The organism is Tessaracoccus sp. ZS01, from assembly GCF_022342445.1.
Lineage (GTDB): Bacteria > Actinomycetota > Actinomycetes > Propionibacteriales > Propionibacteriaceae > Arachnia.
This window is the reverse complement of record NZ_PQFE01000015.1, coordinates 1-15,044: the sequence shown is the minus strand read 5'-3', so window position 1 is coordinate 15,044 and position 15,044 is coordinate 1. Positions and strand designations below refer to the sequence as shown.

General features: G+C 69.5%; 12 protein-coding genes. 5 read left to right on the top strand and 7 right to left on the bottom strand.

Translation table 11 applies throughout. The features are described from left to right. The first annotated feature begins 35 nt into the window (after window positions 1-35). Window positions 36-746: a deoxyribose-phosphate aldolase gene (gene deoC, locus C3E87_RS11730; RefSeq protein ID WP_076063085.1), complete on the top strand. Its 711-nt coding sequence runs from the start codon at window positions 36-38 to the stop codon at window positions 744-746. A 38-nt stretch (window positions 747-784) separates the two neighbouring features. On the opposite strand, the gene C3E87_RS11725 is transcribed toward deoC, so the two are convergent. Next, a complete protein-coding gene (locus C3E87_RS11725) occupies window positions 785-1,981 on the bottom strand; it encodes a family 20 glycosylhydrolase (protein WP_083665628.1) in 1,197 nt (398 codons plus the stop codon). 89 nt (window positions 1,982-2,070) lie between these two features. Here C3E87_RS11725 and C3E87_RS11720 point away from each other — a divergent pair, with 89 nt between their 5' ends. The 4 genes from C3E87_RS11720 to C3E87_RS11705 all read left to right on the top strand — a co-directional run bounded on the left by C3E87_RS11720 (window position 2,071) and on the right by C3E87_RS11705 (window position 6,488). Further along, window positions 2,071-3,246, top strand: coding sequence for an ROK family protein (locus C3E87_RS11720; RefSeq protein ID WP_143571023.1), 1,176 nt, complete (start codon window positions 2,071-2,073; stop codon window positions 3,244-3,246). Window positions 3,247-3,341: 95 nt separating this feature from the next. After that, on the top strand, window positions 3,342-4,643 hold the full coding sequence (locus tag C3E87_RS11715; protein WP_143571022.1) for an extracellular solute-binding protein: 1,302 nt from the start codon (window positions 3,342-3,344) through the stop codon (window positions 4,641-4,643). 65 nt (window positions 4,644-4,708) lie between these two features. Next, window positions 4,709-5,644 carry a carbohydrate ABC transporter permease gene (locus tag C3E87_RS11710; RefSeq protein WP_083665627.1) on the top strand — a complete coding sequence of 312 codons (936 nt, stop codon included), beginning with the start codon at window positions 4,709-4,711 and terminating at the stop codon, window positions 5,642-5,644. Next, a complete protein-coding gene (locus C3E87_RS11705; RefSeq protein WP_076063080.1) occupies window positions 5,637-6,488 on the top strand; it encodes a carbohydrate ABC transporter permease in 852 nt (283 codons plus the stop codon). Before C3E87_RS11710 ends, C3E87_RS11705 begins: the two co-directional genes overlap by 8 nt. Window positions 6,489-6,517: 29 nt before the next feature. On the opposite strand, the gene C3E87_RS11700 is transcribed toward C3E87_RS11705, so the two are convergent. The 6 genes from C3E87_RS11700 to C3E87_RS14960 form a co-directional block, all read right to left on the bottom strand. Further along, complete coding sequence (locus C3E87_RS11700; protein ID WP_076063078.1) at window positions 6,518-8,386, bottom strand: ABC transporter ATP-binding protein; 1,869 nt, start codon at window positions 8,384-8,386, stop codon at window positions 6,518-6,520. A 7-nt stretch (window positions 8,387-8,393) separates the two neighbouring features. Further along, window positions 8,394-8,969, bottom strand: coding sequence for a dCTP deaminase (dcd, locus tag C3E87_RS11695; RefSeq protein WP_076063075.1), 576 nt, complete (start codon window positions 8,967-8,969; stop codon window positions 8,394-8,396). A gap of 42 nt (window positions 8,970-9,011) precedes the next feature. After that, entirely contained in the window at window positions 9,012-10,337 is a 1,326-nt protein-coding gene (locus tag C3E87_RS11690) for an RDD family protein (protein WP_083665626.1), read from the bottom strand. 91 nt (window positions 10,338-10,428) lie between these two features. Then, window positions 10,429-12,720, bottom strand: a complete 2,292-nt coding sequence (locus tag C3E87_RS11685) for a transglutaminase family protein (RefSeq protein ID WP_076063070.1) — start codon at window positions 12,718-12,720, stop codon at window positions 10,429-10,431. Then, window positions 12,717-13,952: a DUF58 domain-containing protein gene (locus C3E87_RS11680; protein WP_083665625.1), complete on the bottom strand. Its 1,236-nt coding sequence runs from the start codon at window positions 13,950-13,952 to the stop codon at window positions 12,717-12,719. Before C3E87_RS11680 ends, C3E87_RS11685 begins: the two co-directional genes overlap by 4 nt. Beyond that, complete coding sequence (locus C3E87_RS14960) at window positions 13,952-14,917, bottom strand: MoxR family ATPase (RefSeq protein ID WP_076063068.1); 966 nt, start codon at window positions 14,915-14,917, stop codon at window positions 13,952-13,954. The genes C3E87_RS11680 and C3E87_RS14960 overlap by 1 nt, the downstream gene beginning before the upstream one ends. Window positions 14,918-15,044 lie beyond the last annotated feature (127 nt).

Here is a 15,044-nt window from a genome sequence, read left to right as displayed (position 1 = left end):
TGGACAGCTACGATGCAAGAAACGAAAGGACCGCAATGCAGATCACCCGCTCGGCACTCGCCCAGATGATTGACCACACGTTGCTGAAGACGGATGCCACGCGCGCCCAGGTGGCCGCGCTGGTGGCCGAGGCACGAGAGTTGGGCACGTACTCGGTGTGCGTCTCCCCGTCGATGCTTCCCATCGACGTCGAACTGGGCGACGTGCTGGTCGCCACGGTCTGCGGCTTCCCGTCCGGCAACCACACCCCGGCGGCGAAGGCTGCGGAGGCCGCCGAGTCGGCCCGCCTCGGCGCCCACGAGGTGGACATGGTGATCAACATCGGCCTCCTCAAGGAGGGCCGTGCGGACCTGGTCGAGGCCGAGATCCGCGCCGTGCGCGAGGCCGCCCCGGACGTGCTGTTGAAGGTCATCATCGAGTCGGCCGCCCTGACTGACGACGAGATCGTCGCGGCCTGCCGGGCCGCCGAGGCCGCCGGCGCCGACTACGTCAAGACCTCCACCGGCTTCCACCCCAGCGGCGGCGCATCGGTGCACGCGGTGTCGCTGATGGCGCAGACCGTCGGCGACCGCCTGGGCGTGAAGGCCAGCGGCGGGATCCGCGACTACGCCACCGCCAACGCGATGGCCGAAGCGGGCGCCACGCGCCTGGGCCTCAGCGGCAGCGCCTCGGTTCTCGCGGGCGCTGAAGGCGTTGAATCGGGTGAGGCGCCGGAGGCCGACGTCGACTCCGACGACGACTACTGATTGTTGGGGTGTCCCCCGCCGAGGCGGGGGACACCCGATCAGTCCAGCGGGCGGGCCTGGATCCCGCGCGCCGAGAGCCATTCCACTTCGCGACGGATGAGGGGTTCCAGTTCCTCGTAGGGCAGGGCGTCGGCGCCATGCCAGGCACGCTCGGCGTAGGGCAGCAGCCGCGGGAACACGTGGTACCAGAGCAGTTCCCGGCTCGTGACGAACTCACACCAGATCGATGCCTGGACGCCCACCAGCCTGTCGTTGTCCGGGATGGGCGCCTCCAAGACCATTCTGGGCGTGATGGTGGGCCACATGCCGCACGGTTCGGTCTCCGGCTCCCCCTGGAGGCGGTTGAAGTACAGGTAGTCGGCGTCGCAGTAGAGCCACGGGTTCTGGGTGCCCAGCGCGTTGGCCACGCCCACGCCCTCCTGCCAGGCTAGGAGCAGTTCGTCTCCCTCGATGGGCGTGCGGGCGAGTTCGTCCCAGCCGGCGATGGTGCGGCCGCGCTCGGCGAGCACATCCTTGGCGAACCTGGTGAACTCCCCCTGGATGGCAGCGGCCCCGGAGACGCCCCTCGACGCGGAGTCGGCCATGAGAGCCGCGTCGCCCTCCCAGAGCTCGTAGCGGCACTCGTCGCCGCCGATGTGCACGATGGAGAAGGGGAACAGTTCGGTCACCCGGGTCAGCGCGGCACGGAGGAAGCCGTAGGACTCGGGGGTGGGCCACAACAGGTCGTTGCGGGTCCATTCCGGGCGGGGCAACGCCGCGAGGGCGGGGTTACCAAGGTGCGGATACGCCTCGATCACGGCGGCCATGTGCCCCGGGAGGTCCACCTCCGGCAGCACGTCGATGCCCAGCTCCCCGGCGCGGGCCACGACGCGGCGGATCTCGTCGTCGGAGTAGGAACCGCCCCAGGGCCGGTCCTTGTACTCCTCGTGCAGCGCCTCACGCTTGGCGGGGAGCGCGTTGTCGTAGTTGTCGAACGAGGTGCGTGGGAGCTGGGCAGAGATGTCGAGGAGTCGCTCGTAGCCCGGCACGGCGAAACGCCACCCCTGGTCGTCGGTGAGGTGCCAGCTCAGCCGGTTGAGCCGGTAGCGCGCCATCAGCTCCAGGATCTCGAGCACATCCTCGACCGGCCAGAACGTGCGGGCCGAATCCAGGTGGAACCCTCGCCAGCCGTATGCCGGGCTCTCCTCGCGGCCTGGCGATGGAATGGCGGACCGGCTGGAGCTAAGCTCGCTCATAGTGTTCTCCCCGAGAAGATTAGTGTTAACTTACGTGACGTTCTGGTGCGACGATACCAGGAGGCCACCCCCGGAAAGTGAAGGCTCCCGTGATCACCACCCCACGCGACACCGTCGTCGCGCTCCTGTTGCGCGACGGAGCCACACACCGAGCGGACCTGGCGCGCGTGATGGGCGTGTCACGCACCACCGTGACCAACGTGGTGGCACCGCTCGTCGCGAAGGGCATCCTCTCGGCCGGGGACGACTCCGCCGAGACGGGAACCGGCACGCCGAAGAAGCAGCGCCTGGCCATCTCCCAGCGGTGCGGACTGCTGGTGTCGATCGTCTCGCGGCGGACCACCCTCACCGTTGGCATCGCGGCGCTCGACGGCCGCCTCCTGGGATCCGAGGTCAAGCATGGAGGCGCGCTCGACAGCGGATCCATGCGCCTCCAGTCGGCCATCGAGATGGTGCGGCGGCTGCAGGTCGACCTGGGCCTCGGCGAGGTCCCCATCCTGCTGAGCCATGTCGCCGTCAACTCGCAGACGGACAGCACCACCGGCGAGATCCTCGGCGGCCGCGCCTCCGCGGCCTGGGTGGACGTCAATCCCAAGACCATGGTGGAGGCTGCGCTGGGTTCCCCCGTGAAGGTCGAGAACTCCTCCCGACTACTCGCTTTCGTCGAGCACCTGGCCCACCCGGAGGCACGCAACCTCATCTATGCCCACCTGACGGGCGGCGTCGCGATGGGCCAGATCATCAACGGCGAGATCGCGGCGGGCAGCCACGGCGGCGCCGGTGAACTCGGCCACCTCAGCATCGACCACAACGGGCGCCCGTGCGAGTGCGGCAACCGCGGCTGCCTCGGGAGGTACGTGGGCTCTGAGTTCCTCGAGGAGGAGTTCGCCGCCATTCTGGGGCCGGGCGCGAGTATCACCGACGGGATCGCCGCAGCCCGGCGCGGCGACTACGCCGCGCAACGGATCATCGACCAGACGGGCACGCTCATGGGCGAGGCGCTCGCGTCGGTGTGCAACCTGCTGGACCCGGACCTCATCGTCCTGGGCGGCCCGGTGGCCGGCGCCGGCGACCTGTACGTCGAACCGGTGCGCGAGGCCATCAAGCGACGTGCGCTCCCCCTGATCACCCGGACGCTGCGCGTCACCTGCGCCTCCGCCACGTCGAACCCCGAGAGCGTCGTCGCCGCGGCCTTCGAGTTGCTGAAGCGGGACCACAGGGGCTTCGACCGCATCGTCGACACGATCCTGGGAATGCCACATTGATTGACATGAACCGAGCGATGTGTCTACCCTCGTGTAACGGAAATGGACATCTTCGTCCATCGTCATGAGCGGGGTTCCCCGAGAATCGAGAGACAATGTCGTCGAACTTCACCAGAAGAGGCTTCCTGACCGCATCCGTCGCCGGCGCGGCCGTGTTGGGGCTCACCGCGTGCGGGAGCACCACGGGGACCGGCACCACGCCGACCGGCAACGCCAGCGAGATCACCGGCAAGACCGTGCGTGTGTGGTTCATGGAGGGCTCGATCAGCGAGGGCGCCCAGAAGTACCTCAAGGAGACCTTCGAGAGCGAGTACCCCGGCAACACCATGAGCGTGGAGATCCAGCCGTGGGACGGGATCGTGAGCAAGATCCAGACCTCTCTCGCGTCGAAGTCCGAGTCGCCCGACCTGGTGGAGACGGGCAACACGCAGTCGGCGGCCTTCTCCAGCGTCGGGGCCTTCGCCGACGTCAGCGACCTCTACGACAGCCTGGGCGGCGACAAGCTCATCCCCAGCTTCGTCGACGCCGGCCTGTGGGAGGGGAAGAACTACTCGTACCCGCTGTACGCCGGCGCACGTGGCCTCTACTACCGCAAGGACCTCTTCGAGAAGGCCGACATCGCGGTCCCGACCACCCTGGACGAGTTCCATGACGCCGTCATCAAGCTCGACGGCGCCAATCCCGACGGGGTGCCTGGCTTCTCCGGCATGTATCTGGCCGCTGTCGATATCCACGGTGCAGAATCGGTCTGGTTCGCCGGCGGCGGCCACTGGGCCGCCCAGGAGGGCGACAAGTGGGTGGGCAAGCTGACCGCGCCGGAGTCGATCGAGGCGATGGAGCGCGTCTCCAGCCTGTTCAAGAACGGTTCCGCCTACGCGCTGGATTCCCAGGCCTCCCAGAAGGAGTTCTGGAAGTACTTCAACGAGGAGAAGGTCGGCGTGCTGGTGGGCACCGGGAACGTCACCGGCAACATCGACCAGCGTTTCTGGGACGAGGGGAAGGTCGGCGTCATGCCCCTACCGGGTAACGCCCCCGGCGAGGTCGGCGCCACTTTCGCCGGCGGGTCCAACATCTCCATGTCGCAGAACTCCCCCAACCCGGAGCTGGCCAGGGCCGCGCTGGGCGTGATCTTCTCCGAGGGCTTCCAGAAGCTCATCGCGGCGGACGGCTGGGTGCCCGGCAACACTGCGTTCGGCGACGAGGTGCCCGGTGAGTTCGGCAAGATCTCGGCTGAGGTCGTGGAGAACTCCCGCCTGACGCCGAACACCCCCTCGTGGGCCGTCGCCGCGGGCGACAACCTCGTGCGCGACTACTTCACCGCCATCGCGCAGGGCGGCGACGTCACTGCCGTGTCCGAAGAGTACAACGCCAAGTTCGAAGAAGCCCTGAACTCCTGATCCCCCTCACCTCCGACGGGGCTCCAGCCCTCCCCAGTGCTGGAGCCCCACCCACAAGGACTCATATGACGGTCAATGGCAGGACGGGTCGCCGATCGCGCCTGAGCCACCAGTTCGCCCCGTGGCTGCTCCTGGCACCGGCCGCGGCCTTCATCCTGATTGTGCTCGGCTACCCGATGCTCAAGCAGTTCACCATGTCGTTCCAGGAGTTCGGGCTGGCGCAGCAGTTCGGCCAGCCCGCCGAGTGGGTCGGGCTGGCCAACTACCTCTCCATCCTGAAGGATCCGTACTTCTGGGCGGTCCTGGCCAAGTCCATCGGGTTCGCCGCCTGGACGGCTGGACTGACGATGGGCATGGCGATGCTGATCGCCCTGCTGATGCGCGCCGCGTCTCCCCTCATGCGCACCGTCATGAACATCGTGCTCATCGTCGTGTGGGCCATGCCGGTGCTGGCCAGCCTCACGGTGTGGCAGTGGCTCGTCGACCCCAACTTCGGCCTCCTCAACTTCCTGCTCAGTTCGCTGGGGTTCGGGCAGTTCGAGGGATTCTCGTGGCTGGCGTCCAGCTTCTGGACCTTCTACCTCGTCGCGTCGGCGGTCATCATCTGGGCGTCGGTGCCCCTGGCCTCCATCACCATCTACTCGGCGCTGACCCAGGTGGACGAGGCTGTCGTCGAAGCGGCCCAGATCGACGGCGCGGGCTACCTCAAGCGGCTGCGCCACGTGGTGCTGCCGACCATCGCGAACGTCGTCGCCCTCATCGGGATCCTCCAGATCATCTGGGACCTCAAGGTCTTCACCCAGATCTATGTCCTGCAGCAGTCCGGCGGCATCTCCACGGAGACGAACCTGCTGGGCACTTACGTCTACCAGGTGGGCGTGGCCCGAGGCGACTACGGGACCGCCTCCGCCATCGCGACGGTGATCCTGCTGGTCACCGTGCTCATCACGCTCCAGTACCTCCGGATGCTCTTCAAGAAGGGTGGCAACGCCAATGTCTAGGACCAGGAGCAGGAACCGGAGGCGCGCCGGCCAGCGCTGGGCGGGTCTCGGGCTGGGGTTGATCGCCCTGATCTGGGCGTTGCCCGTGTACTGGATGGTCAACTCCTCCTTCATGGACCGGTCAGACCTTCTCTCGACGCCCCCCAACCTGCTGCCGCCCAACCCGACGCTGGAGAATTACTCCGGTGTGCTCAGCGACCCGAGCTTCTGGTCGGCGCTGCGGATGTCGCTGTTCACGGCATTGATCACCGTTACGTTCACCACCGCCGCCTCCCTCCTCGCGGCACTCGCCCTCTCCAGGTTCGGCTTCCGTGGCCGGCGGAGCCTCATCGTCGCCATCCTGGTGATCCAGATGATCCCCGCGGAGGCACTGTTCCTCTCGCAGTACCGGATGCTCGACGGCTGGAGCCTGCTCAACTCGGTGTCCGGTCTCTCCCTGCTGTACATCGGCGGCGTGCTGCCCTTCGTCATCTGGATGATGCGGGGCTTCATCGACGGGGTGCCGCAGGAACTGGAACAGGCCGCGATGGTGGACGGCTGCTCCCGCATCGGGGCGTTCATGCGCATCACGCTGCCGCTGCTCCTGCCAGGCCTCATCTCCACCGGCGTGTTCGCGTTCCTCCACGCCTGGAACGAATACACCCTGGCCCTCATCGTGCTGTCCCGGGACACCGCGGTGACGCTGCCGATCTGGCTCCAGTCGTTCCAGCAGGGTCTGCGCGGCTCGGACTGGGGCGGAGTGATGGCCGGCTCCACCCTCATCGCGGTGCCGGTGATGATCCTGTTCGCCGTCGTCCAGAACCGGATGGGTCAGGGCCTCGTCTCCGGCGCTGTGAAGGGCTGAACCCCACGGCGCGTGGCCCCGCCCAGCGCTCAGTCGTCGGAGAACTGCGTGTAGTACAACGTGGCGTAATGGCCGCGGGACTCAAGCAGCTCAGCGTGCGTGCCCCGCTCCACGATCCGGCCGGACTCGACCACCAGGATCTGGTCTGCATGCCGCACGGTGGAGAGACGGTGCGCGATCACGATCGACGTGCGACCCTCCCGCGCGTTGTCCAGCGCCTGCTGCACCAGGTGCTCGGATTCGGAATCCAGGTGCGCCGTCGCCTCGTCCAGCACCAGGATGGGCGGGGCCTTCAACAGCAGCCGGGCGATCGCGAAGCGCTGCCGCTCGCCGCCGCTCAACCGGTAGCCACGCTCGCCCACCACGGTGTCCATCCCGTCGGGCAGCCGCCGCACCAACCCCGCGATCTGGGCGGCCTCCAGCGCCGCCCACAGCTCGTCTTCGGTGGCCGACGGCTTGGCGTAGCGCAGGTTCGCGCCCACGGTGTCGTGGAAGAGGTGGGCGTCCTGCGTCACGTAGCCGATCTCGTCCTGCAACGACGACAACGCCAGCTCGCGCACGTCCGTGCCGCCGATCTCGACGCTGCCCGAGTCCACGTCGTAGAGCCGCGCCAGCAGGTGCGTGATGGTCGTCTTCCCCGCGCCCGACGGGCCGACCAGCGCGACCGTCTGCCCCGGCGACACCTCGAACGTCACGCCCCGCAGCACCGGCTCGTTGGCCGACTCCCCCACGGCCATGGCGGGCTCGAGCGACTCCAACGACACCTGGTGTGCGTCCGGGTAGGTGAACCACACGTCACGGAAGGCGACATTCGGCGGCCCGGTCAACTGCTTCGCGTCCGGCGCGTCGACGATCAGCGGCTTCAAATCCAGCACCTCGAACACCCGCTCGAAGCTGACCAGCGCCGTCATCACATCCACCCGCAGCGAACTCAACTGGATCAGCGGCCCGTACAGCCTGGCCAGCAGGGCCACCAGCGCAGTGAGGGTACCGACGGTGAGCTGACCCTCCACCGCGGCGTAGCCGCCGAAGCCGTAGAACAGCGCCGTGGCCAACGCCCCGACAAAGGTCATCGCGGTCATGAACACCCGCGAGGTCATGGCGATCTTCACCCCGCCGTCGGCCACCGCCCTGGCCTGCGAGGCGAACGTGGCGTTCTCCGTGGCGTGGTCGCCGAACAGCTTCACCAGCAGCGCCCCGGAGACGGAGAACCGCTCGGTCATGGTGGCCGACATCTCCGCCTGGTGCTGCATCCGGTCACGGGAGAGGTCCGCCAACCGCCTGCCCACCAACTGGGCGGGCACCATGAAGATGGGCAGCAGCACCAGCGCGCCCAGCGTCAGCGGCCACGACAGCGCCAGCATGGAGCCCAGCACCAGCAGCAGCGTGACGCCGTTGGAAACCAGCGACGACAGCGTGGAGGTGAACGCCTGCTGCGCGCCGTTGACATCCGAGTGGAGCCGCGAGACCAGCTTGCCCGTGTGGGAGCGGCTGAAGAACGCGATGGGCATGCGCAGCACGTGGTCGAAGATCTGGGTACGCATCGAATAGATGAGCCCCTCGCCGATGCGCGCCGAGCACCACCGCTCAACGATCGACAGCGCCGCGGAACCGATGGCCATGCCCGCCACCGCCAGCGACAGCACGACGATGAGCCGGACGTCGCCCGCCAGCACGCCGTCGTCGATGATCCGCTGGAACAGCAGCAGCGGCACCACCGACAGCGCGCTCCCGAGCGTGACGCTGACCAGGAAGAGCAGGATCAGGCCCTTGAAGGGTCCGCCGTAGGCGATGACGCGGCGCGCGGTGCCGCGGTCGAGTTTGTGGTCACGGATCTCGGATCCAGTGGCGAGCCGGCCGAGGACCCGGCCCCCGCCCATCCCCCTGCCGACGCTCATGGGCGGATCAGACCTGGCTTCGGTGGAAGTTGAGGTGCGAGCGCGACGGCGTGGGACCGCGCTGCCCCTGGTAGCGGGAGCCGTACTTCTCAGAGCCGTACGCGTGCTCCGCCGGGGAGCTGAGCTGGAAGAAGCAGAACTGGCCGATCTTCATGCCCGGCCACAGCTTGATGGGCAGCGTGGCCATGTTCGAGAGCTCGAGGGTGACGTGGCCCGAGAAGCCCGGGTCGATGAAGCCCGCCGTCGAATGCGTCACCAGGCCCAGCCGGCCCAGCGACGACTTGCCCTCCAGCCTGGCAGCCAACGCCTGGCCGAGCGTGATGCGCTCGTACGTGGACGCCAGAGCGAACTCGCCCGGGTGCAGCACGAACGGTTCGCCGTCCGCCACCTCGATCAGGCGCGTGAGTTCGGGTTGCTCCACCGACGGATCGATCGACGGGTAGCGATGGTTCTCGAACACGCGGAACAGCTTGTCCAGGCGCACGTCGACGGACGCGGGTTGCACCATGGCGGGATCCCAGGGGTCCAGCAGGATGTTCCCGGCGTGCACTTCGGCCAGGATGTCGCGGTCGCTCAGCAGCATGTGGTCGATCCTAACGCCGCGGCGACCGGCCCAGAGGCGTGCTCACACGATGACGGGGCGGCGCAGGACGGTGAACCAACGGTTGCCGTAGCTGACCTGCTGCCCCTCCCTGACCCGCACCTGGGTGCCGGACGGGCAGGGTTCCAGCTCGCCGCCCTGCGTGACGAGGGCCGTGCCGTTGGTGGAGCCGCGGTCCACGACGTACACGCCGCGGGGGTCCGTCCCGATCTGCACGTGGGTGCGCGAGATCATCCGGCCGTCGCCCGACGCGGGCACCAGGTGCACCTCCGGGTCCTCCGGGCCCTTCTGCGGGTTACGGCCCAGCAGCACCGTGACGGTGAGTTCCACCTCGCGGCCGTCGTCGAGGCGGAGATACCAGCCCTCGCCGCCGCCGCGACTGGCCGTGGACGGCAGGTTGGCGATGCGGGTGCCTTCGTTGTCCTCCACCTCGCCGAAGTCTCGGCGGCGCACCTTCATCGACGGTTCGATCACCGACGTGGGGGTGGGCAGCGGGATCCAGGCGCGGGGAGGTTTGGGCGACTCAGCGGGCGTCGGCTCCGGCAGCACCGGCTTGGGCGGCTGCGGGGCCTGCCACGGCGACGGGGCGGGGGTCTTGGCGGCCGGCGGCCGCCACTGTGCCGATGCCTGGAAGGGCGCCTGCTGCGGCGCAGGCTCGACGGGCTCGGACTGGACGCCGGGCAACCAGTCCGGCGCTGACAGCTGGGTGCGGGGCTGCGCGGGGACGCCTCCGTGCGGCGCTCCCTGCGGAGCGCCCTGCTGGGCCCCGCGCGGCGCGAAGGAATCCCAGTTGGGTGTGGCGGTGGTGCCGGGCTGAGGGCTGAACGAGCTCGACAGGTGGGGCGGCAACCCGACGGTGCTGGCCTGGGCCGTCTTCCGCGGCGCAGCGCCCCCGGAACGGGCCTCGGCCTCCCTGGGCTGCACCACGACGGCGGACACGGCCATGTCGTGCCACCCCTGGCGACGCTCGTGGATCACGAGGAAGATCAGCAGCGCGATGCCGCCGATGACGGTGCCCATCACCGCGGAGAACACGACGTGGCGCAGGAACACGCGCCACCACCCGATGGGTTCGCCGTCCTTCAGCGACACCAGCCGGAGGCCCATGGCCTGCGCGCCGAGCCCGGCGCCGCGGACGGCATAGGCCCACCACTGGTACAGGGCGAAGGCCAGGGACAGCACGCCGGCGCCGATGACGATGACCAGGGCCACCGTCGGTTCGCTGGCGGACCGCCCGGCGAACGCGCCCAGGGCGCCGATGGCGAGGAACGGCAGCGCGTCGATCACTGCGGCGAGGAATCGCTTCCCCAGCCCAGCGACCACGGCACCGCGTGGGATCAGCCGACTCACCTAGCTCCTCCTAGACCAGATACATGCAGAGGATACCGGTAGGGGTGCCAGCCGGCACGGCGGCCGGTGGGGTGAGATGGGCATCCCCGCATCACTTGATCCTCCGGAACGATTTGGTCGACAGGTAGCTGGCCAGCCAACGCGCCCAACTGACGGAGCGCCGCATGCCGCGGTTGATGGCGGCGGACGACCGCCAGTACTCGCGGGCGGTGGTCTCGCTGGGCTCGCCCGGGGCGAACACCAACCAGTCGGCCTCCTTCGCCAGCGCGATGGGATCCGCCACCGTGCCCACCTTGGGGAAGTCCCCGACGAGGGCCTCGGCCTGCTCGGACCGGGTGGCCGAGATGGACGGCGAGCGGCCCACGTCGCGGGCGCGGTCCACCAACTCCGCCCAGGCGCCGGCGATCCGGTTGTCCAGGACGGGGTCGTTGCGCCGACGGGAGCGACGGCGCAGCTTCAGCCCGATGACCAGCGCCAACGGCGCCACGATGGTCAGCAGCGGGATGGCGGTGAGCGCCGCGATGGCGCCGATCTGCGCCCAGTCGATGCGGCTCTCCGGCTCCGGGGCCTCGCCCGGTTCGATGGGCAGCAACTCGTCCGGGGGCGGCACCTCCGGCCGCTGCGGCGGCGGGGGCGGGTTCTCGATGAAGGGAAGCTGCTCAGGCGGCGTGCGCTCGTCGTCCTCGGGCGGCTCGCGGTCCTCGGGCGGCGTGGGATTGAACACCACCCATCCCAGGCCCTCGAGGTAGACCTCCGTCCAGGCGCCCACGTGGCCGCCGGAGATCGCGCTGCCCGTGTCCACCTGGTAGCCGTAGATGACTCGCGCCGGGATGCCCAGCTCCCGCGACATCAGCGCCATCGCGACGGCGTACTGCTCGTGGTCGCCGACCATCAACTCCGGGTCCGCGAGGAGATCGATCAGGCGCCGCTCGGAGTGGCCGGACAGCGAGGCGACCTCGTCGGCCTGGCCGTGGCTGAAGTAGCCGTTGCTCAGCCGCTCCTCCAGGGTCAGCGCGAGCTGGCCGGCCGTGCCGCCGTCGCGGGCCCAGGCGCGGGCCGCGGCGATCAGCTCGTCCGGAACACCGTTGGTCTCCGGCAGGTCGAACCGGCCGGCACGCGCCTTGGCGATCTCCTCGTCCGGGGGACGGGGCGCGACCCGGGCGCCGAGCTCGTAGGTGTCGCCCTCCCGCAGCCCGGCCACGTTCAGGCCGGTGCCGGAGCTCCGGTTGTAGAAGAAGTTCTCCCCCAGCTCGACGCGGCGCGGCCCCTGGAACGCCACCTGCGTGCTGCGCCCCACCGTCGGGGTCCAGACGCCGTCGTATCCGCGCACCGTGACGCGCACGGAGAGGTCGTCGCCCTCGGTGTCGTCGGCGATCCACTGGCCCACGCGGGTGAAGGTGGTGGCCTGCACCGCGGTGTCGTCGAGGGTGGAGACCCGGTAGCTGATGCCGTCGTACTTGTCGAGGGTGGCGATGCGCACGATGTCGTCCGGGCGCGCCCCCAGCACGTCGAACAGCACCTCCGCACGGTGCTGAGTGATGTTGGCGCGGAACCCCTGAAGGGGGGAGGCGAACTGTTCCAGGTCGATGGGCGGCTCCATCGCGGTGCGCAGGGTCTCGCGCGCCGGGGTGGGCGAGATGAACGGCACGGCGGCCAGCGCCACCGCGAAGGCGGCCACCAGCACGCCGGCGCCGAGCAGCGCGCGCAACGGCTTGAGCCGGTTCGCGCTGCCCGCGAGCTGGCCGCGCACCACGGCGCGGCGGTGGCTCGTCCACACGAGCACCACGACGAACAGCAGGCCACCCACCACCAGGGGGCGGTAGGCCACCTGCGAGCCGACGACGACGCCGATCAGGTAGCCCAGCACCGGCGGGAGCCAGGCCATCGCCGGCCGACGCGAGCGCAGCGAGATGACCATCGCCAGCAGGCCGGCCGTCAGTCCCACCAGCCCGGGCACGGTCAGCAGGTTGTAGGTCTCGCCGATGGGCGGGTCGAGCGTCAGCATGTCGCGCCACGCCGTCACTGGCCCCACGAGCAGGCCGAACAACGTGCGCGGGGTGGGGACGACGAAGCCGATCGTCGACGACGGCATGGCGAGCAGGCCGCCGAAGAGGAACCACGCCCCGGCGGCGGCCAGGGCGGTGACGCCCGAGGACCAGTGCTGCAGGGCCGACACGACGGCCAGGCCGATGCCCACGGCCCCGAAGCCGAGAACCGCCACGAACAGCCAGAGGGTGCCGTACACCGGGTAGAAGGAGAGCGCCACCAGGGCCAGCAGCACGAGGATCGCGGTGGCGTCGACGGCGGCCCAGCGCCACCGTCGGGACAGCTCGTACGGGGTGGCGTCGTGCGCCGGCAGGGCCCGGCGGGCGGGGGCGCTCACTGCATGGCCTTCCGCATGGCGCGGGGCAGTTCGTCGAGGGTGCCCACCTGCAGCACGGTCACGTTGCTCGCGGAACGGGCCCTCAACTCCGCGCCGTCGGCCACGCGGATGCCGACGACGCGGGTGTCGACGTCGAACCGGGCGCAGGAGCGGCGCAGGTCAGCCAGGGTCGCCGTCGAGCCGGTGATGCAGACCGCCACGGACGCCGACGCCTCGCGCCGAATGGTGGTGTGCACCAGGTCCGCGATGCCGCCGCGGGTGCTCTGCCCCACGAGCGACAACTCGTCCAGCGTCCTGGTGGGCGTGACGCTCATCAGGGTCTCGTGCGTGGTCAGCACCGCCAGCGGCGACTCGGAGTACAGCGTCTGCAGCGCCACCGAGGCGGCGCAGGACACGGCGAGTTCGAACTCGGCGTCGTCGAGGTAGGCGCCGCGTCCGGTGTCGAGCGCGACGACGACGCGCGACATGCGTGACTCCTCGAACTGCCGCACCATCAACTCGCCCGCCCGGGCGGTGGAGCGCCAGTGGACGTGGCGCCGGTCGTCGCCGGCGACATAGGGGCGCAGCGCGTGGAAGTTCATGTCGGCCGACGAGATGTGGGAGCTGGCGTGGCCCTCGAGGTCGTGGACGAAGCCGGCCTGCCGGCCGGGCAGCCGCACGGTGCGGGGGTGGACGTAGAGCTCGAGGGCCTCCGTCCAGGTGGTGGAGCGGCCGGCAAGCGCGAAGGGGTCGCCCTGCACCGTCTGGGCCGGGCCGACCGTGACAAGACCGCGCTTGTCCGTGGGGATGCGAAACGTGTTGTGCGACACGGCGCCGGAGACCAGCGACGGGAGCGAGAAGCTCGTCGACACGGGCCCGACGGGCAGGTCCAGCCGCGAACCCCAGTGGCGGCGGGGTGCGGCGTTACGCACCAGCAACTCCCCCTGGGCCGGGTCACCCACGACGACGGCGCGGCCGGCCAGCCGCAGCCCGACCTCGAGGGTGGGCCGGCCGATGGTGAACAGCAGGCACAGCCCGACGGTGACCACCGCCAGCACTCCCGCGACGGTGTACTCCAACCACCCGAAACCCAGGCCGAGCGCCAACGCCAGGGCGCCGGCGGCCAGCGCCATCCAGCCGCTGGTGCGCAGGCCGGTGACGCGGCGGAGCCGGTCATAGAACCGGCGCAGGCCGTCGAACGTGGGTGGGTCCACAACCTCGGGAGCTTCCCACCGCGCGGGAGTTGCGGTCATCAGGCGGACTGACGCTCCGTCGGAGGCTCCACAGAACCGACCACCTCGGCCATGACGTCAACCGCCTGGACTCCGTTGAACTCGGCCTCCGGGTCGAGGATGAGACGGTGCGCGAGGCACGGGATGGCGAGCATCTTCACGTCGTCCGGCACCACGAAGTGCCGCCCCAGCGACGCGGCCCACACGCGGGTTGAGCGCACCAGCGCCAGGGCGCCACGGACGGAGACGCCCAGCCGCACGTCGTCGACGTGGCGGGTGGCCTCCGTGAGGCGGGTGATGTAGTCGAAGATCGACGACTCGATGTGCACGGACGCGGCCAGTTGGCTCATCTCCGCCACTTGGGAGGTGGAGAGCACCGACGGCAGCGCCGTCGAGCGCGGGCGGCTGCCGCCGGTGGCGAGGATCCGCATGGTGGCATCGTGGTCCGGGTAGCCGAGCGCCGTCTTCATGAGGAAACGGTCGAGCTGCGCCTCCGGCAGGCGGTAGGTGCCGGCCTGCTCGATGGGGTTCTGGGTGGCGATGACCATGAAGGGCTGGCCGACGTTGTAGGACTGGCCGTCCACGGTGACCCGCGACTCCTCCATCACCTCCAGCAGCGCCGACTGGGTCTTGGGGGAGGCGCGGTTGATCTCATCGGCCAAGACGATGGAGGCGAAGATGGGGCCCTGGTGGAACTCGAAGTCGCCGGACTTCTGGTCGAAGATCGTCACACCCGTGACGTCCGAGGGCAGCAGGTCCGGCGTGAACTGGATGCGGCTGTTGGTGCCCTGCACGGACTGGGCGATGGCGCGCGCGAGCGTGGTCTTCCCGGTGCCCGGGTAGTCCTCGAGCAGGAGGTGCCCTTCCGCGAGCATGCAGGTGACGGCCAGCCGGACGGCCTCCGTCTTGCCCATGATGACGCGTTCGATGTTGGCGACGATGTTGGCGAAGTTCTCGCCGAACCACCGGGCTTGTTCGGGATTCACTGGCTCTGGTTTCCTTCGTTCGGGCTCATCTGATCCTGCTCCAGGTCTGGGTGGAGCCGTTCAGCGTGCAGGTGACGTCGATCCGGGTGGGCTTGATGTCCGGCGGGGTGGAGGTGGTGGGCTCGGG